This is a genomic window from Caulobacter sp. AP07 (genome assembly GCF_000281955.1).
In the GTDB taxonomy this organism is placed as follows: Bacteria; Pseudomonadota; Alphaproteobacteria; order Caulobacterales; family Caulobacteraceae; genus Caulobacter.
In genome coordinates, this window is sequence record NZ_AKKF01000193.1 from 1 (window position 1) to 22,306 (window position 22,306).

The 22,306-nt window shown below is 69.6% G+C and carries 24 protein-coding genes; 16 read left to right on the top strand and 8 right to left on the bottom strand.

Annotation, left to right across the window (positions count from 1 at the left end; translation table 11 throughout):
• The first annotated feature begins 370 nt into the window (after nt 1–370).
• Nucleotides 371–568, top strand: a complete 198-nt coding sequence (locus PMI01_RS16860; RefSeq protein ID WP_007671544.1) for a hypothetical protein — start codon at nt 371–373, stop codon at nt 566–568.
• Nucleotides 569–581: 13 nt separating this feature from the next.
• On the opposite strand, the gene PMI01_RS16865 is transcribed toward PMI01_RS16860, so the two are convergent.
• Nucleotides 582–1,307 (bottom strand): ABC transporter permease, encoded by a 726-nt coding sequence (locus PMI01_RS16865; RefSeq protein WP_007671545.1) that lies wholly within the window; start codon nt 1,305–1,307, stop codon nt 582–584.
• On the bottom strand, nt 1,307–2,254 hold the full coding sequence (locus PMI01_RS16870; protein WP_007671546.1) for an ABC transporter ATP-binding protein: 948 nt from the start codon (nt 2,252–2,254) through the stop codon (nt 1,307–1,309). Before PMI01_RS16870 ends, PMI01_RS16865 begins: the two co-directional genes overlap by 1 nt.
• A 104-nt stretch (nt 2,255–2,358) precedes the next feature.
• Here PMI01_RS16870 and PMI01_RS16875 point away from each other — a divergent pair, with 104 nt between their 5' ends.
• The 3 genes from PMI01_RS16875 (at nt 2,359) to PMI01_RS16885 (ending at nt 4,055) form a co-directional block, all read left to right on the top strand.
• Nucleotides 2,359–2,859 carry a hypothetical protein gene (locus tag PMI01_RS16875; protein WP_035036810.1) on the top strand — a complete coding sequence of 167 codons (501 nt, stop codon included), beginning with the start codon at nt 2,359–2,361 and terminating at the stop codon, nt 2,857–2,859.
• Nucleotides 2,859–3,098: a helix-turn-helix domain-containing protein gene (locus tag PMI01_RS16880; RefSeq protein WP_007671548.1), complete on the top strand. Its 240-nt coding sequence runs from the start codon at nt 2,859–2,861 to the stop codon at nt 3,096–3,098. Before PMI01_RS16875 ends, PMI01_RS16880 begins: the two co-directional genes overlap by 1 nt.
• Nucleotides 3,099–3,164: 66 nt before the next feature.
• Nucleotides 3,165–4,055 carry an EamA family transporter gene (locus PMI01_RS16885; protein ID WP_007671549.1) on the top strand — a complete coding sequence of 297 codons (891 nt, stop codon included), beginning with the start codon at nt 3,165–3,167 and terminating at the stop codon, nt 4,053–4,055.
• Between the two features lie 318 nt (nt 4,056–4,373).
• Here PMI01_RS16885 and PMI01_RS16890 read toward each other — a convergent pair whose 3' ends face one another.
• The 4 genes from PMI01_RS16890 to PMI01_RS16905 all read right to left on the bottom strand — a co-directional run bounded on the left by PMI01_RS16890 (nt 4,374) and on the right by PMI01_RS16905 (nt 12,815).
• Nucleotides 4,374–6,206: an ABC-F family ATP-binding cassette domain-containing protein gene (locus PMI01_RS16890; RefSeq protein ID WP_007671550.1), complete on the bottom strand. Its 1,833-nt coding sequence runs from the start codon at nt 6,204–6,206 to the stop codon at nt 4,374–4,376.
• 253 nt (nt 6,207–6,459) lie between these two features.
• Nucleotides 6,460–7,074, bottom strand: coding sequence for a transposase (locus tag PMI01_RS16895; RefSeq protein ID WP_007671551.1), 615 nt, complete (start codon nt 7,072–7,074; stop codon nt 6,460–6,462).
• A gap of 246 nt (nt 7,075–7,320) precedes the next feature.
• Nucleotides 7,321–10,155, bottom strand: coding sequence for a TonB-dependent receptor plug domain-containing protein (locus PMI01_RS16900; protein WP_007671552.1), 2,835 nt, complete (start codon nt 10,153–10,155; stop codon nt 7,321–7,323).
• Nucleotides 10,156–10,667: 512 nt separating this feature from the next.
• A complete protein-coding gene (locus PMI01_RS16905; protein ID WP_007671553.1) occupies nt 10,668–12,815 on the bottom strand; it encodes a multimodular transpeptidase-transglycosylase PbpC in 2,148 nt (715 codons plus the stop codon).
• 54 nt (nt 12,816–12,869) lie between these two features.
• On the opposite strand from PMI01_RS16905, the gene PMI01_RS16910 reads away from it, so the two are divergent.
• Entirely contained in the window at nt 12,870–13,355 is a 486-nt protein-coding gene (locus PMI01_RS16910; RefSeq protein ID WP_007671554.1) for a YcgN family cysteine cluster protein, read from the top strand.
• On the opposite strand, the gene PMI01_RS16915 is transcribed toward PMI01_RS16910, so the two are convergent.
• Nucleotides 13,337–13,573, bottom strand: a complete 237-nt coding sequence (locus PMI01_RS16915) for a hypothetical protein (protein ID WP_007671555.1) — start codon at nt 13,571–13,573, stop codon at nt 13,337–13,339. The genes PMI01_RS16910 and PMI01_RS16915 overlap by 19 nt on opposite strands.
• A gap of 325 nt (nt 13,574–13,898) precedes the next feature.
• Between PMI01_RS16915 and PMI01_RS16920 the strand changes: the two genes are divergently transcribed.
• The 3 genes from PMI01_RS16920 (at nt 13,899) to PMI01_RS16930 (ending at nt 16,573) form a co-directional block, all read left to right on the top strand.
• Nucleotides 13,899–14,774 (top strand): hypothetical protein, encoded by an 876-nt coding sequence (locus PMI01_RS16920; RefSeq protein WP_007671556.1) that lies wholly within the window; start codon nt 13,899–13,901, stop codon nt 14,772–14,774.
• Between the two features lie 187 nt (nt 14,775–14,961).
• Entirely contained in the window at nt 14,962–15,438 is a 477-nt protein-coding gene (locus PMI01_RS26740; protein ID WP_007671557.1) for a hypothetical protein, read from the top strand.
• Entirely contained in the window at nt 15,368–16,573 is a 1,206-nt protein-coding gene (locus tag PMI01_RS16930) for a DNA-packaging protein (RefSeq protein WP_035036814.1), read from the top strand. The genes PMI01_RS26740 and PMI01_RS16930 overlap by 71 nt, the downstream gene beginning before the upstream one ends.
• Before the next feature lies 1 nt (nt 16,574).
• Here the strand turns inward: PMI01_RS16930 and PMI01_RS16935 are convergent, their stop codons facing one another.
• The gene (locus PMI01_RS16935) at nt 16,575–17,039 is read right to left on the bottom strand and encodes an endonuclease domain-containing protein (RefSeq protein WP_007671559.1); all 465 of its coding nucleotides are present in this window, start codon (nt 17,037–17,039) and stop codon (nt 16,575–16,577) included.
• Nucleotides 17,040–17,120: 81 nt separating this feature from the next.
• Here PMI01_RS16935 and PMI01_RS16940 point away from each other — a divergent pair, with 81 nt between their 5' ends.
• The 8 genes from PMI01_RS16940 to PMI01_RS16975 all read left to right on the top strand — a co-directional run.
• A complete protein-coding gene (locus tag PMI01_RS16940; protein ID WP_238537076.1) occupies nt 17,121–18,314 on the top strand; it encodes a phage portal protein in 1,194 nt (397 codons plus the stop codon).
• Nucleotides 18,315–18,481: 167 nt separating this feature from the next.
• Nucleotides 18,482–18,727 (top strand): hypothetical protein, encoded by a 246-nt coding sequence (locus PMI01_RS16945; protein WP_007671561.1) that lies wholly within the window; start codon nt 18,482–18,484, stop codon nt 18,725–18,727.
• A gap of 31 nt (nt 18,728–18,758) precedes the next feature.
• The gene (locus PMI01_RS16950; RefSeq protein ID WP_007671562.1) at nt 18,759–19,181 is read left to right on the top strand and encodes an HK97 family phage prohead protease; all 423 of its coding nucleotides are present in this window, start codon (nt 18,759–18,761) and stop codon (nt 19,179–19,181) included.
• Nucleotides 19,182–19,357: 176 nt separating this feature from the next.
• Nucleotides 19,358–20,584: a phage major capsid protein gene (locus tag PMI01_RS16955; RefSeq protein ID WP_007671563.1), complete on the top strand. Its 1,227-nt coding sequence runs from the start codon at nt 19,358–19,360 to the stop codon at nt 20,582–20,584.
• Nucleotides 20,585–20,755: 171 nt separating this feature from the next.
• Nucleotides 20,756–21,040 (top strand): head-tail connector protein, encoded by a 285-nt coding sequence (locus PMI01_RS26745; RefSeq protein WP_007671564.1) that lies wholly within the window; start codon nt 20,756–20,758, stop codon nt 21,038–21,040.
• Complete coding sequence (locus PMI01_RS26750; RefSeq protein ID WP_007671565.1) at nt 21,037–21,453, top strand: DUF3168 domain-containing protein; 417 nt, start codon at nt 21,037–21,039, stop codon at nt 21,451–21,453. The genes PMI01_RS26745 and PMI01_RS26750 overlap by 4 nt, the downstream gene beginning before the upstream one ends.
• 157 nt (nt 21,454–21,610) lie before the next feature.
• Nucleotides 21,611–22,027 carry a phage major tail protein, TP901-1 family gene (locus PMI01_RS16970; RefSeq protein ID WP_007671566.1) on the top strand — a complete coding sequence of 139 codons (417 nt, stop codon included), beginning with the start codon at nt 21,611–21,613 and terminating at the stop codon, nt 22,025–22,027.
• A 9-nt stretch (nt 22,028–22,036) separates the two neighbouring features.
• Nucleotides 22,037–22,306: GTA-gp10 family protein (locus PMI01_RS16975; protein ID WP_007671568.1), on the top strand; the 270-nt coding region annotated here is incomplete at its 3' end.

Here is a 22,306-nt window from a genome sequence, read left to right on the forward strand (position 1 = left end):
GGCCGCCGACCGCCTGCCGGTGCGCGGCACGCCGGCGGTCGAGGCCTGCCAGCGGATGGGCCTGCCGGCGGATTATCTGTACCGGCGGTAGGGGGCTGGGCTTCAATCGCCAATCCCACGCCCCCTTTCCCCGTCATCCCCCGACTTGTTCGGGGGACCCAAGCCGGGCTCGACGATGCGGCCGACCCCGTTTGGGTCCCCCGCATAAAGCGGGGGATGACGGATGTAGAGTGCGAGAGGTAGGGCGTCCGCCCGCCATCCGCCCGCCATCCGCCCGCCATCCGCCCGCCATCCGCCCACCCTCCATGGCGAAATCGCCCGGACGCGCCTATATCCCCGCCTTCCCATTCCCGAACGCCCGGAACCCGCCATGGCCAAGCTGCAGTCCCTCGAAACCTTCAGCCTGCACGAGACCGAGAACGGCTACCGCCTGCTGGTCTCGGCGGTCGGCGGCGACGCCCTCTATGTCGAGATCACCCCGGCCCAGATGGACGACATCATCGAGAGCCTGGAAGCGGCCATGGGCGGCGAGGAGGAAGAGGGCGTCGAGGAAGACGAGGCGTTCTGAGGCGGCGGCGGACCTAGAGCACCTCGCGCCGCGCCAGGTGGGCGACGGCCAGGACCAGGGCCAGCGTTCCCAGGCCGCCGCCGAGACAGAGGGCCGTGCTCACACGCCAGGGCTCGGACGACAGCATGTTGACCGGCATCTGCCAGGGGAAGAACACCCCGGGCTTGGCCGCCGTGGCGACCACCGAGAAGAACGTCCCGCCGATGCCCAGGGCCAGGGCCGGCACGAAGCTGGAATAGCGCAGGGCGGTCCACAGCTGGATGGCGGTCAGCAGGGTGGCGGCCGCCACCACCTTGCCGACCAGCGCCATCTGGCCGGCCAGGTCCGGCGCCCCGGTCGGGGCCAGCACCGGCTTGACCGCGACCGCGGCGCGCACCGCGCCCCAGGTCAGCAGCAGGTTCAGGACGCTCATCGCCGCGACGACGCCCAGTACGCACAGCGCCTTGGCGGCGTAGATCTTCCAGCGCGCCACCGGCAGGGCCCGCAGGTGGTCCCAGGCCCGCGGCCCGTGCTCCATGTGGGCCACCAGGGCGGTCAGGGCCGTGACGCTCATCGGCAGCATGAAGAACGCCCAGACGCCGGTCGAGGCCTGCATCCACACCGCCCACGGCCGGGGGGCATGGCCCCTGAGCAGGTTGAAGAACATGAAGACGGCGATCAGCGCCGGGGCGGCCACGGCCAGCCACACGGCCAGCGAGCGGTTGAGCTTGCGGGCTTCGACGGACAGGACGGCGAGCATCAGGCGATCTCCGGTCGGCGTTGGGCGGGCGCGGGGACGGGGGCCGCGACCCGGCGATAGATGTCCTCCAGGGACGGGTCGCGCGCGCCGATGGCGAACACCGACAGCCCGGCCTGGACCAGGGCCTGGTTGAGGGCGGCGGCCGCGCGGTCGACGTCGTCGCCGGGCCGCAGGCGGGCCCAGAGGTCCTCGCCGACCTGGGTCGGGGCCAGGTGGTGGTCGCGCAGCAACAGGGCGGCGCGCCGGTTGTCGCTGGTGCGCAGGGCGATCTCGGGGGCCAGGTCGGCCTTCAGCCGCGTCAGCTCGCCCTCCAGCACCAGCCGGCCCTGGCTGACGATGCCGATATGGGTGGCGGTCTGCTCGATCTCGCCCAGCAGGTGGCTGGACAGCAGCACGGTCGCGCCCGTCCGCTCGGGCAGGCTCCTCAGGAAGCGGCGCATGTCGGCGATGCCGTCCGGGTCCAGGCCGTTGGTCGGCTCGTCCAGCACCAGCACCGGCGGCGCGCCGAGCATGGCGCGGGCCAGGCCCAGGCGCTGGCGCATGCCCAGCGAATAGTCCGACACCCGCCGCGCCGCCTCGCGCCGCATCTCGACGACCTCCAGCACCCGGTCGATCTCGCCGGCCGGCGCGCCGAGCAGGGTGGCCGTCAGCGCCAGGTTCTCGCGCCCGGTCAGGTTGACGTAGAAGCCGTGGGCCTCGAGCAGCGCCCCCACCTGGCGGGCCGCCCCGATGCGGTCGCGGGCGACGCCGACGCCGCACACCCGCGCCACGCCGCCGCTGGGCCGGATCAGGCCCAGCACCATCTTCAGGGTCGTGGTCTTGCCCGCGCCGTTGCGGCCCAGGAAGCCGTACACGGCCCGCTCGGGCACGGTCATGGACACGGCGTCGACGGCCAGGCGTCGGCCGAAGCGACGGGTCAGTCCGTGGGTCTGGATGGCGGCGGACATGCTCGCGGGGCTCGTTTCGTTTAAGTTAGAGATAAAGTTGCGAACCGCGCGTCTTTAAGTCAAGATTAAAGATCTGACAGGATCGGCGTGACCGGAGGACCCAGGTGAGCCAGAGCGACATGGACCGTTTCCGCCGCAGGTGCGGCCAGTTCCGCGGGCTGGCGGTGTTCATGGTCGTCAGCGTCGGGACCCTGCTGGCGCTGGCCGGCTGGGTGCGGCCGCTGATCCTGTGGCGACGGGATGGGATGGCGTTCTCGGGCCTCGAGGTGCTGGCCGACACCATCTGGAACCTCCCGGCGGCCTTCTACCTGTTCGCCGTCTGGTCGATCGGCCGGGCGATGGGGCAATTGTCGAAGGGGCGGCTGATCCAGCCGACCCTGGCCTCGGCCCTGCGGCGGGTCGGGATCGCCCTGGGCCTCGGCGGCCTGGCCAGCGTGTTCCTGGTCGTCAACTTGCTCAGGCTGGTCAAGCCCGGCACGGGCGGCTATCTGCACTTCGACGTGCCCGGCATGACCTTGGGCATGATCGGCGGCGCCCTGTTCCTGTTGGGCCGGGTCGCGGACCAGGCCAGTCGGGTCCAGGCCGAACTCGACGAGATGATCTGATGCCCGTTCGCGTGACCCTGGACGCCCTGATCGTGAGGAAGGGCCTGAAGGCGCGTGACCTGGCCGCGACGGTCGGGCTGAGCGAGACCCAGCTGTCGCTGTTCCGCTCCGGCAAGATCAAGGGCATCCGCTTCCGCACCCTGGCCCGGCTCTGCGCGGCGCTGGAGTGCCGGCCCGGCGACCTGCTGGACTATGACCTGGACCCCGCCGACCTCAGCGCGCCCGACGAGCCCGAGTGACCGGGCCGAGTGACGGGGCGCGGCGTGGGCATGTCCCGCCGCCCGGTTCCTGCTAGAACCTCGACCATGTCCCGCACCGCCCCTTCGCGGCTCGCCGCCTTCCTGCCCTATGTGTGCCTGCTGGGGGCGATGGTCTCGCTGTGCGCCGGGACGTCGCTGGCCAAGTCGCTGTTCCCGCTGGTCGGAGCCCAGGGGACCAGCGCCTATCGGGTCGGCTTTTCCGCCCTGGTGCTGTGCCTGGTCTGGCGGCCGTGGCGCACGCCGCTGGCCGGCAAGGACCTGCTGGCCGTGGTCTTCTACGGCGCGGTGATGGGGGCGATGAACCTGTGCTTCTACATGGCGATCCGCACGATCCCGCTGGGCCTGGCCATCGCCATCGAGTTCACCGGGCCGCTGAGCCTGGCCCTGCTGCACGCCCGCCGCCTCAGCCACTTCGCCTGGATCGGCCTGGCCGTGGTGGGCCTGGCCCTGCTGCTGCCGCTGGGGGATTCCAGCCTCAACCTCGACCCGGTCGGGGTGGCGTTCGCGGCGGCGGCGGCGGTGTTCTGGGCGCTCTACATCGTGGCGGGCCAGCGGACCGGACACCTGCACGGCGGCCAGTCGGTGGCCCTGGGCATGCTGACGGCGGCCCTGATCATCGCCCCGTTCGGGATCGTCGCGGCCGGGGCCCGGCTGCTCGATCCCACCGCCATCGGCCTGGGCCTGGTGGTGGCCCTGGTCTCCAGCGCCTTGCCCTATTCGCTGGAGATGGTCGCCATGCGCGGCATCTCGAAACGCAGCTTCGGGGTGATGCTGAGCCTGGAGCCGGCGGTCGGCGCTATGGCCGGGCTGCTGCTCCTGGGCGAGCAACTGGTCGCCCGCCAGTGGCTGGCCATCGCCTTCGTCATCGCCGCCTCGGTCGGCGCCACGATGTCGGACCAGTCAGGGCGGCGGCAAGAGGCGCCGCTGCACGATTAGCGTTTCCGGACCCTCTCCCATGGGGAGAGGGAGGGGCCCATTGCGCAGCAATGGGAGGGTGAGGGGGTAAGGCGTCCGACGGCGTGCCGGCGGCGCCCGCCGTTCCGTCCCCAATTCCAATAAGGTCGTCATCCCCCGCTTCATGCGGGGGACCCAAGCTGATGCTCAGAACGACGACTGGCCAGCGCGGCTTGGGTCCCCCGAACAAGTCGGGGGATGACGATGGTTTTGCGGCGGTGTGAAAACGGTGAGGGTGTAATCCCTCACCCTCCCACCGCTACGCGGCGGGCCCCTCCCTCTCCCGCTGGGAGAGGGTGATTATACGGCCATCGCCTCGCGCTTTTCCTCCAGCGCCAGCCAGTCCTCCTCGGCCTGGGCCAGGTCGGCGCGGGCCTTGTCGAGGGACTTCATCACCGCGTCGAAGCCCTTGGGGTCGCGGGCGTAGAAGCCCGGATCGGCCAGCTTGGCCTCGATGTCGGCGATGATCTTCGGGCTGGCGGCCACCAGGGCCTCGCATTCCTCGAGCCGGCGCTGGTCCTTGTAGGACAGCTTGACGGTCTTCTTGGGGGCGGGCGGGGCCGACGGGGTGATCACCGCCTTGTTCGAGCCCGTGCCGGTGGCGAAGTCGCCTGCTGCGCCACGAGCGCCTTTGAAGAAGTCCGGGTTCTGGTCGATCAGGTCGGTCCAGCCGCCCGGGGTCTCCAGCACCTTGCCGTGGCCGTTCATGGCGATGGTCGAGGTGGCCAGGCGGTCGATGAAGTCGCGGTCGTGGCTGACGAGAATGAGGGTTCCCTCGAAATCGGCCAGCAGTTCCTCGAGCAGGTCGAGGGTGTCCATGTCCAGGTCGTTGGTCGGTTCGTCCAGCACCATCAGGTTGGTCGGCGTCGCCAGGGCGCGGGCCAGCAGCAGGCGGTTGCGTTCGCCGCCCGACAGGCTGGTGACCGGCTGGCGCAGCTGGGCCTCGGTGAACAGGAACTCCTTGGCGTAGCCGGCCACGTGCTTGGGCTGGCCGCGCACCAGGATCGAGTCGCCGCCGCCGGGGGTGAGAAAGTCCCACAGGGTCATCTTCTCCGACAGCGCCATGCGGTTCTGGTCGACATAGGAGATCTCGAGATTGGTCCCCAGCTTGACGCTGCCGGAGTCGATCGGGATCTCGCCCAGCAGCATCCGCACCAGGGTGGTCTTGCCCGCCCCGTTGGGACCGACCAGGGCCACGCGGTCGCCGCGCAGGATGCGGGTCGAGAAGTCCTCGATGATCACCCGATCGCCGAATTTCTTGGTGACGTGCTTGGCCTCGACCACCTTCTTGCCCGAGGTCCCCGAGGACTCCACGGCCATGGTCATGCTGCCGCGCTTGTCGGACTGCAGGTCCTTCTTCTGGCCGCGCAGCTCCAGCAGGGCGCGGCGGCGGCCCTCGTTGCGGGCCCGGCGGCCCTGGACGCCCCGCGCCAGCCAGGCGTTTTCCTTCTCCAGCTGCTTGTTGAGCCGGCGCTCCTCGTCGGCCTCGGCGGCCAGCACCTGCTCGCTCCAGACCTCGAACTCGTGGAAGCCCTTGTCCAGGCGGCGCACCTTGCGGTGCTCCAGCCAGAAGGTCCGCTGGGTGACGCGGTTGAGGAAGGCGCGGTCGTGGCTGACGATCAGGGCCGCGCACTTGGAGCCGGCCAGTTCCTCTTCCAGGGTCTGGATGGCGAAGATGTCCAGGTGGTTGGTCGGCTCGTCCAGCAGCAGCACGTCGGGCTGTTCGGCGAACGCCCGGGCCAGGGCCGCGCGGCGGCGCTCGCCGCCCGACAGGCCCTGGGTGCTCTTGGCGTAGTCCAGGCCGAAGTCGGCCAGGGTGGCGTGGGCCTCGTAGTCCTCGGCCCCGCCGGCCGTGCAGTAGTCGAGCAGGGTCTCGCCGGTGATCTCCGGCTCCTGGCTGACATAGACGATCTTCGACCCCGGCTGGGCCGAGCGCTCGCCGCTGTCGGGCTCGACGCCCTGGTTGGCCAGGATCTTCAGCAGGGTCGACTTGCCGGCCCCGTTGCGGCCCACCAGGCAGGCGCGGATCCGCGGCTCCAGGGCCAGGTCGACGCCGTCGAACAGCGGCTTGGCGCCGTCGGCGAGACGGACGTCCTTGAGGGCGAGGACAGGGGCGCGAGTCGGGGAAGCCATGATCGGTGGGGTCTGCTGTCGGCGGGAAAGGGGAGGAGATGGGGGCCTATAGCAGGCGAGGCGAGGGGGCGGGCGGAATTCTTGGAGGGGCGGCCAAAGGCGGGGACATACACTCACGGCAAGGCTTCGGCCTGCTGGCGGGGATTTGAGAGTGAGTGGATGGTGACGGGGACATTGCGGGCGGGGACACACACTCACACCACGATCGGTGGTCGGTTGGCAGGGCGTCGAGGGTGAGTGTGTGTCCCCAAACCTATCCGCGGCCTATCGCATCGACCCACGCCTTGGAGCCGAGTGGGCGTCCCGTGCGTGTCGCGTTCTGTAAAACCCACCGACCTTCCGCTCCAACGTCGAGCTCGAAGAAGTTGGCCATGTCCTTGCCCAGCAGATCAGACAGCGGAGCCGGTGTGAGTACGGGGTCGGGGCAAGCAGCCAAGTGCGCTCGCACGCTTGACCAAGGCCAATCGACCGCCCTGGCGGCGAGGCCGGCGCGGACCGGATTGAGCCCGACATAACGGGCGCACAAGCGCAGATATGGCTCGTCCATGGGAAACGACGAGAACCGGCCCTGCCATAAGTAGCCGCTCCAACCCTCGCGGCGGTTGATGTAGCGCGTGTAGCGGAGGTGCGTCGCCCCGACAGCCTCGGCCAGACCTTTCTCGGTCGACGGTGTTGCGATCAGGTGGACGTGATTGGGCATCAGGCAATAGGCCCAAACCTCGACCTTGGCCTCGATGAAGGCTTCAGCAGCCAGGTCGAGATAGGTCGCGTAGTCCGCTGCGTTGAAGAACGTCGTTTGGCGGCGATTTCCGCGCTGGGTGACGTGATGCGGCGTTCCGGGAAACACCACGCGCGCCGCTCTAGGCATGGGATGTCCTATGCAGGTTTGTTCTATATTTGTTCTTTTCTGCTCCCGATGTCAATTGGACATGTGAGTTGGTTGGTTGGGGACACACACTCCCTCAAACCACACTGCAACGATGGCTGGGGGCGAGGAGCGAGTGTGTGTCCCCGTCAGCTTTCCCAGATCCCCCGCCCAAAGAAAAAGGGGCCGCCCTTGTGGACGGCCCCTCTATCTCATCGGGATCGCACTGATGATCCCGTAAGCGAGATCCTAGTACTTCAGGCGGACGCCCACCCGGAAGTAGCGGCCCACGATGCCCGACTGCGAGTAGGTCGGGTTCCAGTTCACCGCGGCGTAGTTGGCCGGGTTGAACATCGGGCCGGCGTCGAACAGGTTCATGACGTCGGCGTAGACGCTGGCCTTTTCGGTGACGTCGTAGGCGCCGGACAGGTCCACCGTCGTGAACGACTTCACGCGGCAGTAGAAGTCGGCGTCGCCGTACAGGCAGCCGTTGGCGGCGCTGTCGTCGACTTCCCGCATGCCGCTGACATAGTTCATCGTGCCGGTCACGTGGATGGGACCGTGCTCGAAGGTGTTGCTCCACGACAGGCGGTTCTTCGGGGTGCCGGCGCCCGAGGACAGGGCGTACGGCGCTTCCTTGCCGACGTAGTTATAGGTCGTGCCGTCCTGCGTGTACTTGAAGTCGAACAGGGTGGTGGCGTCGAGGTTGGTCGTCCACTTCACGTCGTAGGGCAGGTAGAAGCTGGCCTGGACGTTGAGGTCCAGACCGCTGGTCACCAGCGAGTCGGCGTTGATGTAGGGCGAGGCGACCGAGAGCACGCGGCGCTGGGCGGTCGGGTGATCGGGGTCGACCGCGTCGGCGACGATCGTGTAGCCGGCCGGGATGGCTTCGCCCGCGTAGTAGGCGTCGAGCGCCGCGCCCGGGGCGGCCTGGGCGATCACGTCCTTCTTCTTGATGTGGTAGTAGTCCAGCGAGACGCTGAAGTTCCGGGTCGGGGCCCAGACCGCGCCGAAGGTGTAGCTGGTCGACTTTTCCGGCTTCAGGTCCGGATTGGCCGTGGTGATCTGCGAGAGCGAGTAGTCCTTGGTGTACTCGTTGTCGCCGTGGGCGGCGCGGAAGGCGTCGAACTGCGCGTCCTGGAACGAGAAGGTCGTGAAGCCCTGGGCGGCGGAGTCGCCCGATTCCGAGAAGCTGGGGGCGCGGAAGCCCTTGGAGACCGTGCCGCGCAGCGCGATTTCCTTGGTGGGCGAGAACTTCACGCCCAGCTTCGGCGAGAAGTTGTCGCCGAAGTCGGAATAGTGGTCGTAGCGACCCGAGACGTTGACTTCCAGCTTGTCGACGATCGGCATGCCCAGCTCGGCGAAGGCCGAGGCGACGGTGCGGTTGCCGATGGTGCGGGCGTTGCCCAGGCCCTGGGCGTCGTTGACCGGGTTCAGGGCCGGATCGTTGGTCGCCTCGTAGCGGAACTCGCCGCCGAGACCCAGCTGGGCGTCGCCGCCCGGCAGGGAGAACACGCTGCGCGAGGCCTGGACGCTGATCGAGTCGAGGTCCGAGGTCGAGGTCTTGGCCAGGACCGGCGACAGGGCCTTGCGAGCGGCGGCGCTGTTCTTGGACGGGTCGATGAAGTTGTACGAGCCGTCGGCGATCACCTTCATCAGGTTGTTGTAGCTGACGAAGCCGTTCTGCTCGCTTTCCAGCCAGCCGTGGGCGATCACCAGGTTGGCCTGGTAGTTCCAGTCATAGGCCGAACCCTTCACGCCGCCGACCATGCGGGCCATGCGGTTGGTGTACTCGGCATTGGCCGGCAGGTCGCTGAAGCGGTACTTGATCAGGGCGTACTGACCGGCCGCCGCGAACGGGTTGTTCGGGTTCAGGGTGCCGTCGGTCAGGGTGATCGGCAGGACCAGGTTGCTCAGGTTGTGCGGGGTGCTGGACGAGATGGTGACCGGGGTGCCGGTGACCGAGGTCTTGCTCTGCACAAAGCTGCCGCTGAGATAGGCCTCGAGGTTGTCGTTCGGCTTGATCGTGAAGCGACCATAGGTGGCGATGCGCTCCTGCTTGGGCTGAATGTCGCCGAAGGTGGCGATGTTCTGGGCGCAGTAGGAGCCGATCGACTGGCCGGTGGCGTCGTCGATGCGGTCGTCGACGGTCAGCGGGGCGTTGGGGGCGCAGGCGCGCAGCGGGCGCCATTCGTTGCCCACGCCGCCGATCGCCTGGCCGCTGGCCAAGTTGCCGGCTTCGGTCAGGATGGCCGGCTTGACGTTGCCGTAGAAGGTGCTGCCGCCGGCCTGCGGGTTGTTGTTCTGGCCGCCGGGGATCGAGGTCAGGTCGTTGGTGTTGAACGGGAAGCCGCGCTGGTCGATGCGGATGCGCTTGTCCAGCTGGTACTCGAAGTCGGCGTACAGGTTGTACTTGTCGGTATCCAGGTCGCCGTGGCCGATGTCGGCGTTGAAGCGGTACTGGTCGCCGCCGCCGTGCTCGCTGGTGCCGATCGAGGCGTCGGCGCTCATGCCCTGGTAGTTCGACTTCATGATGATGTTGACGACGCCGCCGATGGCGTCGGCGCCGTACAGCGACGAGGCTCCGTCCTTCAGGGTCTCGATGCGCTCGACCGCGTTGAACGGGATGCTGTTCAGGTCGACGAACGCCTTCTGGCCGTCGTCGGCCAGCGGGTAGTTGGCGTTGCGCAGGCCGTCGATCATCACCAGGGTCGAGTTGACCGACAGGCCGCGCAGCGACACGCCGGTCGAGCCGGCGGCGAAGCCGTTGCCGAAGGCGGCCGGGATCGAGCCCGAGTTGTCGGCCGACAGGCTGCGGATCGCGTCGGCGATCGTGGTGATGCCCTGGGCCTTCAGCGCGTCGGTGGTTTGGATGGTGACCGGCGACGGGGTCGCGGTGTCGGTGCGACGCAGCAGCGAACCGGTGACGACCACGGCTTCGACTTCGTTATCGGCCGGGGCGGTGGCGACCGGGGCGGTTTGGGCGGGTTGCGCGGTCTGGGCGTTGGCGGCGAAGCCGGCGAAGGCGACCCCCACCATCATCGTCGTCGCGAGCAGGCGCCCGCGTGTGATCTGGAATTTCATGTCCGGTCCCTCCGAGCGCGCGGGGTTGGGGTCGATCGACCTGCCCGTCCGCGGCCCTGTCAGCTTCAGGTTTCCCGAGAGCCCCTGGGGAGCTTCGGTTGCGTTTGGGATAGGCCGCTTAAGCTGTCAGTCAACGGCCGAGACAGTCGTGTAATCAATATGTCTTGAACTGTCACATCCAAGCAACGGCTCCGCTTGAATGGGGCGGGATTAAGTCATTTTAGTTTCCTGTGGGAAACGTGAAGGCAAAAATAACGGCGATATGTAAGCTTGACCGTAGTATCTTGGTTCGTGGAACGCTGTAACCTTATCGATACCATTGCGCATCGGTAAGTATTTGAACGGATACCTTCATCGAAAGTCGATATGGTTTCGGCGAAGCTCGATGAATCGAGCCGCCGCGAGGGCGCGCGCCCGCTTGGGGTGCGGACGGGGACACACTCACCCCACCACCCTTGTCGAACCGGCGCGGGCGGCAGGGGGAGTGTGTGTCCCCAGCGGTCTGGTGAAGCCTAGTAGGGCAGCTGTTCCGGCGGCGAGGCCGGGGTGGGCGCTTCCGGCTCGGCGGTCGGCTCCAGCTCCGAGGCCGCGCGGGCGAACTCCGCCGACAGGGTCTCGTAGAAGCCGTTGCGCGGGTCGGGCGAGGACAGCGGCGCGGGGTCGGGCAGCAGCCAGGGGAAGTCCTTGATCGCCAGGCCCTCGTGGGCGCTGAGCATGAACCGCCGCCAGATGCTGGCCGGGATGTCGCCGCCGACCACCTTGTTCATCGGCTTGTCGTCGTCGTTGCCGACCCAGACGCCGGTGACGTAGTCGGCGGTGAAGCCCACGAACCAGGCGTCGCGCCAGTTCTGGCTGGTGCCGGTCTTGCCGGCCGCCGGCCAGCCGAACGCGGCCCGCTTGGCGGTGCCGACCTCGACCACCTTCTTCATCATCTTGACCATCATGCTGGCCTTGCTGATGTCGTAGACGCTGACCGGCGTGGCGGGGACGGCGTGGCTGAAGATCGGCGTGCCGTCCTGGGTGGCGATGCTCTCGATGACATAGGGCTCGACGCGGTTTCCGCCCTGCTGGAACACCTGGAAGCCCGAGGTCAGCTGCAGCAGGTTCACCTCATAGGCCCCCAGCGCCACCGACAGGTCGGGGTTGGACGGCAGGCTGGTGATCCCGAACCGTCGGGCCAGGTCGCCGATCGCCGGGCCGCCGGCCTCCTGGGCCAGCTTGACGGCGATGGTGTTGATCGAATTGACCAGGGCGGCCTGCACGGTCATCGGACCGCGATAGCCGCCGGCGTAGTTCTCGGGCGCCCAGTCGCCGAACCGCACCGGCTCGTCGACCCGGATGTCGGTGGGCAGCACGCCCTTCTCCAGGGCGGCGGCGTAGACGAACGGCTTGAAGGTCGAGCCCGGCTGGCGGCGGGCCTGGACGGCCCGGTTGAACGGGCTCTCGATATAGTCCGTGCCGCCGACCATGGCCCGCACGGCCCCGTCGGACGACAGCGACAGCAGGGCCGCCTGGCGGGCCCCGGCGCTCTCGCCGCCCAGCCGGATCGCCTCGCGGACGGTCTCGACGCCCACATGCTGCAGGCGCGGGTCGATGGTCAGCCGCACCACCAGGTCGGGGGCGTTCTGGCCGGCGATGCGCACCGCCTCGGTGGTGGCGTAGTCCAGCACCCAGCCGTAATCGCCCTCGTCGGCCACGGCCAATGGAGAAAGCCTTGGGGTGTCGTCCAGGGCCTGGCTCTCCTGCTCGGCGGTGATCCAGCCCTCCTTGCGCATGTTGGCCAGCACCAGCCGCGAACGGGCCAGGGCGCCGCTCATGTCGCGGGTCAGGGCCAGGCGCGAGGGGGCCTTGGGCAGCGACGCCAGCAGGGCCGATTCCGACAGGGTCAGGTCGCTGGCCGGCTTGCCGAAATAGGTGCGGCTGGCCCCGTCGACCCCGAAGGTGTTGGCCCCGAAGAACACCCGGTTCAGGTAGAGCTCCAGCACCTCGTCCTTGGTCAGCACCTTCTCCAGCCGATGGGCCATCAGCATTTCCTGAAGCTTGCGCTTCACGGTGCGGTCGGGGGTCAGGAACAGGCCCTTGGCCAGCTGCTGGCTCAGGGTCGAAGCGCCCTGCACGGTGCGGCCGGCCCGGTGGTTGACCCAGGCCGCGCGGACGATGCCGTAGGGGTCGATGGCCCCGTGCTTGTAGAAGCGCTTGTCCTCGGCGGCCATGAAGGCCAGCGGCAGGTAGTTGGGCACCCCGGCCAGGGTGATGCGCTGGCCGTAGCGCGGGCCGCGGCTGGCGATCACCTGGCCGTTGCGGTCCTCGAAGCGGATGCCCGGGGCGCGGTTGACGGCGAACAGCGCCTCGCGCGACGGCAGGGTCGGGGTGTCGCGCAGGTACTTCCACCACACATAGCCGACCCCGCCGGCGGCGCTGGCCAGGCCCAGCAGCACCACGACGGCCAGGGTCCACCAGATCCACCGGCTTTTCTTGGCCTTGGCATGCTTCAAATCCGCGCGGAACGGCTCCTCCGGCCCAGGCTCGCGAGAGGGCCGGGGCGGCGGTTCGGGCGGCGGCGGAGGCGGCGGCACGGCCCCGAATTGCGGCGGGGGCGGGGGCTTGGGGGGCCCGTCCTTGTCGTCGAACCGGTAGGGCGGCAGCGTCCAGTCGTTCACGTCGGCCCCATGGTCCCGTTTGGTATTGGCGGCGATTGGGTTTAGGACGCCGCGATGATGGCGCGCAAACCTTTCTGGGAGACGAAGTCCCTAAACCAGATGACTGTCCCCGAGTGGGAGAGCCTATGCGATGGCTGCGGCCTTTGCTGCCTGGTTCGCTTCGAAGACGAAGACACCGGCGAGATCATCCCCACGCGGGTGCATTGCCAGCTGTTCGACGAGCACCGCTGCACCTGCAAGGACTATGCGAACCGCCGCAAGACCGTGCCCGACTGCATCAAGCTGACGCCGCACAACATCGAGAACCTGGAATGGATGCCGCCGTCCTGCGCCTATCGCCGGCTGCACGAGGGCAAGGCCTTGCCCAGCTGGCACCCGCTGATCACCGGCGACCCCGACAGCGTCCACAAGGCCGGGATCTCGGTGCGCGACCAGACGGTGTCGGAGCTGTCGTTCGTCGACGCCGAGGACGCCATGGACTTCGTGGCCGAGGACCTGATGTACGACAAGAGCGACGTGATCTACGACCCGGAGGACTGAGGGGGGCTGGCTACGGCCACGGTCTCGAGCGGCCAGCGGACAAAGGCGAATACCCACAACGCCACGACGTTGAGGTAGGGGACCAGCACCAGGAACGACCACCAGGGCGAAAAGCCGGCGCGGCGGAGGATCCGTGCGGCGGGGAAGCCCAGGACGAAGCCCGTGGCCAACAGAGCAAGGCCGACGACGAGCCAGTGGATCCAAGACATGCTGCCCATGAAAATTCCCTCGGAAGCTTTCGATGGCCAAGCTTAGGCGGTTTTCCCGCTGGTCCGCCATCCGCCATCCGCCAGCGGGCCGCCCCGGGGACACACACTCACCCCATGGCTTTCGCCAGCCTGGCCCGCGCCTGGCCGTGAGTGTGTGTCCCCAACTCCGCCCACGGCGCCCTTCACGGGGATAGAGCGCCGTCCAGAGGGAGAGGGAAGGGCCCATGCGCAGCATGGGAGGGTGAGGGGTTTGGACGCTAGAGCAGCCCCCAAGGCGTGGGGGCGAGGTCGCTTCGGTCTTGCGCCAAGCGCTGCTGTCGCGTCTTCTGGACGCATGGGGCGTCTCAACTATTTCCGTTATTTCCGTCTGATGCTCGTCGTCGCCTCCGGCCTGCTGGCGGCGAGTTGCGAGCCGAAGCAGGATAAGCCGTTCCAGCCCTTTCCGACCGGATCTGGCTGGGTCGACATGTCGCGGCCGAACTGCGGGGCGGGCTATGCCGCCTTCGAGACGTACGCCAAACAGCACGCGTGGGGGCTTTCGGGCTACGAGGCGGTGCAACCGACGACCGTCGGCGCCGATCCAACCCGGCCAACGCTGTGGGCCAAGGTGAAGGTCTACGCCCTGGAGGGCTCCGGCGAGCTCTACATCTTCACCCGCTTTGGCCATCCGGCCCACCCGGCGGTGCTGATCAAGTCGCTGATCATGACTACCGAAGGCGCGTCCTGGTCGGTGGTCGGCTGCCCCTGGGGGCCGCGTGACGACTACCGGCGCTTCGCCACCGCGTCGCGGATGCTGTCCGACGGGTTCATGGGCGAAATCCAGCAACGCCCCTCGCCGTTCGACAAGATCGCCTACCCGCTGGGCCAGAGCCCGGAGGAGAACGAGCTGGTCCACGTCCGGACCGCCGCCCAGGTGGTCGGGGCGGTGGCGGATCGCGCCGTGGCCCTGAAGGCGGACCAGCGGTTCATGACCACCCTCTATGCCTTCACGAAGCTGGACGACGGCATGGCGGCCCTCAACCTGACCTGGATCAATGAGCCGGCCTCCGGCGCCGACCGCTACGCGATCATCGACGTGGCAAGGGTGAGCTATCAATCCAATGAGGGGCCGCGCGCCACGGCGGCTTGGTGCGACGGGCCGGACGGCAAGCGCACGCCTCGCTTCTGCGCCACCGCCGCCAGGGAGACGGCGTTCTGGCTCAAAGACTGAGGCGCCGAGCCAAAGTGGTTGGTCCGTTCGACGTCCGCGACGCCCCTTCACGGGGATAGAGCGCCGCCCGTCCTCGGCGGCCAGCGCACGAACGCCAGCGAAATCAGAGCTCTAAACTTTCTCGACCCAAACTTATCAGCGGCGCCCGCTGCTCCCGTATCTTTGTGTCATGGCCGGGAGAAGCGAGATGAAGCCCGAAGCGCTGATGGCGAAGATCGCCCACCTGATCGTCGAACGCTACGCCGATCTGGTCATCAAGATCGACGACAGCGCCGACCAGCGCGGCGACGAGGCGCAACTGAAGCTCCTTGGCCGCGCGTCGCTGGAAGGGTGTCGCGTCAGCGCCTTCCACGCTCAAGGCCAGAAAGTGCTCGGCGGCCTGGCGATCCTGGAGGCCGAGGTCGCCAAGGCGTCGGCGCGGGCCACCATCGCCGCCAACGAGAACGACGTCGAAGCCCCCGAGGAGATGGAAATGGATGACGACACCGGTCGCACCCCCGAACGCGTCGATGCCCTCTATCACGAGATCGATCGACGACTGGCTGCTCTTGCGGCGCAACGGGAAGCTAAGGGAAGCCGTGGAAGAGACGGTCATGTCGCGGCTGGCGGCGCTGAAGGCGGCCTTGCGGCCGGCGTCGGCGCTGCACCAGAAGCCCCCGCCTGATCCCTGGACCACCTGGCTGTTCCTCGGCGGTCGCGGCGCGGGCAAGACCTTCGCCGGGGCCTCCTGGATCGCCGGGCTGGCGACGGGACCCTGCAACCTCGCCCTGGTCGGCCCTACCTTCCACGACGTCCGTGAGGTGATGATCGAGGGGCCTTCGGGCCTCAAGTCGCTGTTCCCGACCGGCGAGCGGCCGCGTTGGGAAGCCACCCGCAAGCGCCTGGTTTGGAAGAACGGCGCCGTCGCCCAGGCCTTTTCGGCCGAGGATCCCGACAGCCTGCGCGGTCCGCAGTTCCACGCCGCCTGGGCCGACGAGTTCTGCGCCTGGCCCAAGCCGGCCGAGACCCTGGCCATGCTGCGGTTCGGCCTGCGCTTGGGCCAGGACCCGCGCCTGGTGGTCACCACCACGCCCCGGCCGATCCGCGCCCTGCGGACCCTGATCGCCGAGCCGGGCACGGCCCAGACCCGCGCCCCGACGGCGGCCAACGCCGCCCACCTGGCGCCGGCCTTCCTGGCCACCCTGCAAGGCCTGTACGGCGGCACGCGGCTGGCCGCCCAGGAGCTGGACGGCCTGATCGTCGAGGGCGAGGGCGGCCTCTTCCGGGCGCAGGACCTGGCCCGCTGTCGGGGCGCGCCGCCGGCCGCCTTCGACCGGGTGGTGGTGGCGGTCGACCCGCCGGCCACCGCCACCGGCGACGCCTGCGGCATCGTGGTCTGCGGCCGGTTCGACGGCCGGGGCTTCGTCCTGGCCGACCGCACGGCGCGCGGCCTGTCGCCCGCCGGCTGGGCCCGCCGCGCCGTCGAGGCCGCCGTGGCCTGGAACGCCGACGCCCTGGTGGCCGAGGCCAACCAGGGCGGCGACATGGTCCGCGCCGTCCTGGCCCAGGCCGCGCCGCCCTGCGCGGTCAAGCTGGTCAAGGCCTCGATCGGCAAGCGGGCCAGGGCCGAACCGGTGGCGGCCTTGTACGAACAGGGCCGCGTCGTCCACTGCGGGGCGTTCCCGGCCCTGGAGGAGGAACTGATGGCGCTGGGCTCGGGCGACCTGGGCCACAGCCCGGACCGGGCCGACGCCCTGGTCTGGGCGCTGAGCGAGTTGATGCTGGGGGTGGGGAGGCGGCCGCGGTTGTCGGTGTTGTGAGTCAGCTTGCTCTCCCCTCCGTCGGCTTCGCCGGCGCCTCCCCCACAGGGGGAGGATCGTGAAGCCATAGGTCCTCCCCCTGTGGGGGAGGCGGCCCAAAGGGCCGGTGGGGGGAGTGGTCCTGAATATCGGCGCGGATGGCCGAGATCGCGCCGTCTACCGATTGCAGCACCCATCGCGCCGGGATTCGCAGGGTCCGAACGCCTCGCTCCGCCATCCAGCCGTCACGCACCGCGTCCCGTTGCGGCTGGTCTCCGACCTCATGGGCGTAGCTGTCGATCTCGACCGCCAGCCGCGCAGACGCACAGAAGAAATCGAACACGTAGGGTCCCATCGGGTGTTGGCGGCGGAATCTCAGGCCGTCGAGCCGTGAACCCCGCAGCGCCGACCACAGCACCCGTTCCGGCACGGACATTTCCTTCCTCAGTTCGCGAGCCTTGGTGATGAACGCCTTGGGTTCTCGCATGCCGTTTCACTCCCCCCACCAGCCTTCGGCCGCCTCCCCCACAGGGGGAGGACCTGATGTTGATCGTCCCGCACTCATAACATGTTCCCTATTCGTTCTCAACCTCCGAGGCGCCCCGTCATGCCCCTGTTCCGCCCCCGCCGTCCGTCCCCCATGGCGCCGGAGACCAAGGACTCCCGCGCCGCGCGGCTGATCGCCATCACCACGGCCGGCCGGCCGCGCTGGACGCCGCGCGACTATGCGGCCCTGGCGTCGGAGGGCTTCGCCAAGAACCCGATCGCCTATCGCTGCGTGCGGATGATCGCCGAGGCCGCGGCGGCCGTGCCGCTGGCGGTGTTCGTCGGCGGCCGGCGCACCGACGACCATCCGCTGCGCAAGCTGCTCCAGGCCCCCAACCCCGAGCAGGGCGGGGCCGACCTGATGGAGGCGTTCTTCGGGCATCTGCAGGTGGCGGGGAACGGCTATCTGGAAGCCGCTGGAACCGACGTCCCCTCCGAGCTCTACGCCCTCCGCCCAGACCGGATGACCGTGGTCCCGGGCCCGCGCGGCTGGCCGCTGGCCTACGACTACCAGGCCGCCGGCCGCACGGCGCGGATCGGCCGCGACCCCTCCGGCTGGCTGCCGGTGCTGCACCTGAAACTGTTCAACCCCACCGACGACCACTACGGCTTCTCGCCGCTGGAGGCGGCGGCCTTCGCCATCGACGTGCACAACGCCTCCGGGGCCTGGAACAAGGCCCTGCTCGACAATTCGGCCCGGCCGTCCGGGGCCCTGGTCTACGCCAATCGCGAAGCGGGCGACCGGCTCTCGGTCGAGCAATTCGAGCGGCTGAAAGCCGAGCTCAGCGACGCCCACGCCGGGACCGCCAACGCCGGCCGGCCGCTGCTGCTGGAGGGCGGGCTGGACTGGCGGCCGATGTCGCTGACCCCGGCCGACATGGACTTCATCGCCGGCAAGCACGCCGCCGCCCGCGAGATCGCCCTGGCGTTCGGCGTGCCGCCGCAGCTGCTGGGCGTGCCCGGCGACGCGACCTACGCCAACTATCGCGAGGCCAACGGCGCGTTCTGGCGCCACACCGTGGTCCCGCTGGCCGAGCGGGCGGCGCGGGCCCTGTCGGTGTGGCTGGCGCCCAAGTTCCCGGACGCGCGGATCGGCTGCGACCTGGACGCCGTGCCGGCCTTGTCGGCCGAGCGCGACGCCCTGTGGGCGCGGCTGGAGGGGGCGAGCTTCCTGACCGACGACGAGCGGAGAAGGCTGGCGGGGCTGGAGGGCTGATCTGTTCCTTCTCCCCTTGCGGGAGAAGGTGTCAGCGTAGCTGACGGATGAGGGGTCGCACAGACCCGACCGCCACGCCGCTAGCAGCTGACCTCACCATCGACCCCTCACCCGACCCGCTGCGCGGGCCACCCTCTCCCGCAAGGGGAGAGGGAAGGGAGACACCCATGACAACCTCACCCACCCGCTGGCGCCTCGATCGCCAGATCTCCGTCGCCGTGCTGATCGCCGTCGCCCTGCAGGCCGCCGCCGCCCTGATGTGGGCCGGGCGGGCCTCGGCGCGGATCGACGACCTGCGCCAGCGCCTCGACGCCCAGGCCCCGGTCGCCGAACGGCTGGCCAGGCTGGAGACCCAGGCCGACGCCACGCGGGCCTCGCTGGCCCGGATCGAGACCAAGCTGGACCGGCCGTAGGGCCCCGACTTGCCACCGCAGGAGTCCCTTCATGACCGAAACCGACCTCCCCATCGAAGGCCACGCCTCGCTGTTCTGGACCCGCGACCTCAACGACGACGTCACCGCCGCCGGCGCCTTCGAGACCAGCCTGGCCCGCACCGGCCCAGGCGGCGTGAAGATGCTGCACCAGCACGACGACGCCGAGCCGGTCGGCGTCTGGGACGCGATCACCGAGGACGCCAAGGGCCTCCACGTGCGTGGCCGCATCCTCCGCACGACCCCAAGGGGTCGCCTGGTCGCCGCCCTGGTCGAGGCCGGAGCGCTGGACGGCCTGTCGATCGGCTTCCGCGCCGTGAAGGCTCGCCCCGACGAGACCGGCCGCCTGCGCGTGCTGCGCGAGGTCGAGCTGTGGGAGGTGTCGATCGTCACCTTCCCGATGCTGCCGGGCGCGCGGCTCAGGCGCGCCGGCTGAACCAATCTCCCTTCCCCCTTGATGGGGGAAGGGTCGGGGATGGGGGTGACCACGGCGGTTCCACACCCCGGGTCGTCCGACGCCTCATCCCCGTCCGCCTCGGGTCGAACGCTTCGCGTTCACCCCCATCCCAACCCTTCCCCCATCAAGGGGGAAGGGCTTTTTCGGAGATTCCCATGAAGGAAACCAAACAGGCCGCGGCCTCGCCGGAGGCCCGCGCCGCCTTGCACGAGGTGCTGGCGGCGTTCGAGGGCTTCAAGGCCGCCAACGACCAGCGGCTGGCCGCGCTGGAGACCAAGCGGGCCGACGTGCTGCTGGAGGAGAAGGTCGCCCGCATCGACGCGGCTGTCTCCGAGGCGCAGGGGCGGCTGGACCGGGTGCTGGCCGACGCCCGGCGACCCACGCTGGGCGGTGACACGCCGCTGGCGCGTGTCGACGAGCGCAAGGCCGCCTTCGACCGCTACATGAAGACCGGCGAGACGCCGTCCCTCCTGCTCGAAGCCAAGGGCCTGTCGGAAGGCGTGGCCAGCGCCGGCGGCTATGTCGCCCCGGCCGAGCTGGAGCGGCAGATCCTGCGCCGCCTTCAAGCCACCAGCCCGATGCGCGACATCTGCCAGGTGCGGACCATCGGGGCCGGCACGTTCCGCAAGCCGGTGTCGACCGCCGGCCTGGCCGCCAGCTGGGTGGCCGAGACCGCCGTCCGGCCGGAGACCACGCCGCCGACCCTGGACGTGATCGACTTCCCGGCCGGCGAGCTCTACGCCAGCCCGGCCGCCACCCAGGCCCTGCTCGACGACGCCTATGTCAACATCGACGAGTGGCTGGCCGAGGAGGTGCAGGATGCCTTCGCCGCCCAGGAGACCGCCGCCTTCGTCGCCGGCGACGGGGTCAACAAGCCCAAGGGCCTGCTGGCCTACACCGCCGCGGCCGACGCGACGGCCACCTGGGGCCAGGTCGGCTACCTGGCCACCGGCGTGGCCGGCGCCTGGCCGGCCTCGAACCCGACCGACAAGCTGATCGACCTGATCTACGCGGCCAAGACCCAGTACCGCCAGAACGGCCGCTTCGTGATGAACCGCCGCACGGTCAGCGCGGTGCGCAAGTTCAAGGACGCCCAGGGCAACTACATCTGGAACGCGGCCCTGCAGCCGGGGCAGTCGGCGTCGCTGCTGGGCTATCCGGTCACCGAGATCGAGGCCATGCCCGACGTCGCGGCCAACGGCCTGGCCGTGGCGTTCGGCGACTTCGAGAAGGGCTACCTGATCGTCGACCGGGCCGGGGTGCGGGTGCTGCGTGACCCCTATTCGGCCAAGCCGCACGTGCTGTTCTACACCACCAAGCGGGTCGGCGGCGGGGTGCAGAATTTCGACGCCATCAAGCTGCTGAAGTTCGCGGTGAGCTAGGTTTTCCTTCTCCCCTTGCGGGAGAAGGTGGCCTGCGAAGCAGGTCGGATGAGGGGTCTCTCAGACCTGTCCGACCTGCTTCGCAAACGGCCCCGAAACGCCACGCGACCCCTCATCCGTCGGCTGCGCCGACACCTTCTCCCGCAAGGGGAGAAGGAACGGGAAAATCTCATGCCCCTCTCCGTCACCCTGGCCGAGGCCAAGGGCTTCCTGCGCGTGGCCGACGCCGCCGAGGACGCCCTGGTCGGCCTGCTGATCGACGCCGCCGAGGCGCGGGTCGCCGCGGCCGTCGGCCTGGCCCTGAGCCCCGCCAGTCCCGCGCCCCTGCGCCTGGCGGTCCTGACCCTGGTCGCCCACGCCTACGAGCATCGCGGCCCGTCTTCCGAGACGGGCGCCGAGCCGCCGCCGGGCCTGGTCGAACCCTGGCTGGCCCCCTACCGGACGGCGCGGCTGTGAGCGGCCCCGGGAATTTGGGTCCCGAGGCGGCCCTGACCGCCGCCGTGGTCGCCGCGCTGCGCGCCGCCCCGGCCGTCGCCGTCCTGGTCGCCCAGCGCGTCCACGCCGACCCGCCGCGCAGGCCGACCTATCCCTGCGTGATCGTCAGCCGCCAGGAGAGCCGGCCGTTCGGCCCGGACGCTGACGGCCTGGAGCACCTGGTCACCCTGACCTGCGCCTCGAAGTTCGGCGGGCCGGAGGAGGCGCGAGCCGTCACCGCCGCCGTCCGCGCCGCCCTGCACAACGCCGCGCCGCCGGTCGAGGGCCGGCGGCTGGTGACCCTGCGCGTCACCTATGCCGACGTCTTCCGCGCCGCCGACCGCGAGCTGTCGCTCGGGGTGTTGCGGGTGCGGGCGGTGACGGAAGCGATGTGAATCTCCTTCTCCCCTTGCGGGAGAAGGTGGCCGCCGAAGGCGGTCGGATGAGGGGTTTCCCCGATCCGTCCGCACGACCCCTCATCCGTCGGCCCATTCCTCAACAGGGGGGCCGACACCTTCTCCCGCAAGGGGAGAAGGAAGAAAGGAAATCCCCATGGCCGCCCAAGCCGGCAAAGACATCCTCCTGAAGATCGGCGACGGCGGGGCGCCCCAGGCCTTCGTCACCGTGGCCGGCCTGCGGGCCCGCGCCATCAGCCTCAACGCCGCGACCATCGACGCCACCGACGGCGACAGCACGGGCCGCTGGCGCGAGCTGCTGGCCGGATCGGGCGTGCGCTCGGTCGCCGTCTCGGGCGCGGGGGTGTTTCGCGATGCGGCCTCCGACGCCGCCGTGCGCGACAGCTTCTTCGCCCAGACCGCCCGCACCTGGCGGCTGGTGATCCCCGACTTCGCGCAGCTGGAGGGGCCGTTCCTGGTGGCGGCCCTGGAATATGCCGGCGAGCACGACGGCGAGGCGGCGTTCGCCCTGTCCCTGGCCTCGGCCGGGGCGGTGACGTTCACGGCGATCTAGAGAAACCCCATGCCCACCCCCAACCCCGCCCGCGGCGAGGTCGTCGTCCCCCTGGCCGGGACCCCGCGCCGCCTGTGCCTGACCCTGGGCGCCCTGGCCCGCATCGAGGCGGCGCTGCGGCTGGACGACTGGAGCCAGCTGCCGCAGCGCTTCGGCCGCCTGTCCGCCACCGAACTGACCGCCGTGCTGGCGGCCCTGCTCGAGGGCGGCGGCGAGAATCCGGACGTGCTTTCCCAGCGTCCGGTCTCGGTTCCCGAGGCGGTGGCGGCGGTGGCCGCC

Bases quoted from the DNA above. Each gene is read 5' to 3' on its own strand.
- PMI01_RS16860 (WP_007671544.1), top strand. From the start codon at position 371: ATGGCCAAGCTGCAGTCCCTCGAAACCTTCAGCCTGCACGAGACCGAG.
- PMI01_RS16865 (WP_007671545.1), bottom strand. From the start codon at position 1,307: ATGCTCGCCGTCCTGTCCGTCGAAGCCCGCAAGCTCAACCGCTCGCTG.
- PMI01_RS16870 (WP_007671546.1), bottom strand. From the start codon at position 2,254: ATGTCCGCCGCCATCCAGACCCACGGACTGACCCGTCGCTTCGGCCGA.
- PMI01_RS16880 (WP_007671548.1), top strand. From the start codon at position 2,859: ATGCCCGTTCGCGTGACCCTGGACGCCCTGATCGTGAGGAAGGGCCTG.
- PMI01_RS16885 (WP_007671549.1), top strand. From the start codon at position 3,165: ATGTCCCGCACCGCCCCTTCGCGGCTCGCCGCCTTCCTGCCCTATGTG.
- PMI01_RS16890 (WP_007671550.1), bottom strand. From the start codon at position 6,206: ATGGCTTCCCCGACTCGCGCCCCTGTCCTCGCCCTCAAGGACGTCCGT.
- PMI01_RS16895 (WP_007671551.1), bottom strand. From the start codon at position 7,074: ATGCCTAGAGCGGCGCGCGTGGTGTTTCCCGGAACGCCGCATCACGTC.
- PMI01_RS16900 (WP_007671552.1), bottom strand. From the start codon at position 10,155: ATGAAATTCCAGATCACACGCGGGCGCCTGCTCGCGACGACGATGATG.
- PMI01_RS16910 (WP_007671554.1), top strand. From the start codon at position 12,870: ATGATGGCGCGCAAACCTTTCTGGGAGACGAAGTCCCTAAACCAGATG.
- PMI01_RS16915 (WP_007671555.1), bottom strand. From the start codon at position 13,573: ATGGGCAGCATGTCTTGGATCCACTGGCTCGTCGTCGGCCTTGCTCTG.
- PMI01_RS16920 (WP_007671556.1), top strand. From the start codon at position 13,899: ATGGGGCGTCTCAACTATTTCCGTTATTTCCGTCTGATGCTCGTCGTC.
- PMI01_RS26740 (WP_007671557.1), top strand. From the start codon at position 14,962: ATGAAGCCCGAAGCGCTGATGGCGAAGATCGCCCACCTGATCGTCGAA.
- PMI01_RS16930 (WP_035036814.1), top strand. From the start codon at position 15,368: ATGTCGCGGCTGGCGGCGCTGAAGGCGGCCTTGCGGCCGGCGTCGGCG.
- PMI01_RS16935 (WP_007671559.1), bottom strand. From the start codon at position 17,039: ATGCGAGAACCCAAGGCGTTCATCACCAAGGCTCGCGAACTGAGGAAG.
- PMI01_RS16940 (WP_238537076.1), top strand. From the start codon at position 17,121: ATGTTCCCTATTCGTTCTCAACCTCCGAGGCGCCCCGTCATGCCCCTG.
- PMI01_RS16945 (WP_007671561.1), top strand. From the start codon at position 18,482: ATGACAACCTCACCCACCCGCTGGCGCCTCGATCGCCAGATCTCCGTC.
- PMI01_RS16950 (WP_007671562.1), top strand. From the start codon at position 18,759: ATGACCGAAACCGACCTCCCCATCGAAGGCCACGCCTCGCTGTTCTGG.
- PMI01_RS16955 (WP_007671563.1), top strand. From the start codon at position 19,358: ATGAAGGAAACCAAACAGGCCGCGGCCTCGCCGGAGGCCCGCGCCGCC.
- PMI01_RS26745 (WP_007671564.1), top strand. From the start codon at position 20,756: ATGCCCCTCTCCGTCACCCTGGCCGAGGCCAAGGGCTTCCTGCGCGTG.
- PMI01_RS16970 (WP_007671566.1), top strand. From the start codon at position 21,611: ATGGCCGCCCAAGCCGGCAAAGACATCCTCCTGAAGATCGGCGACGGC.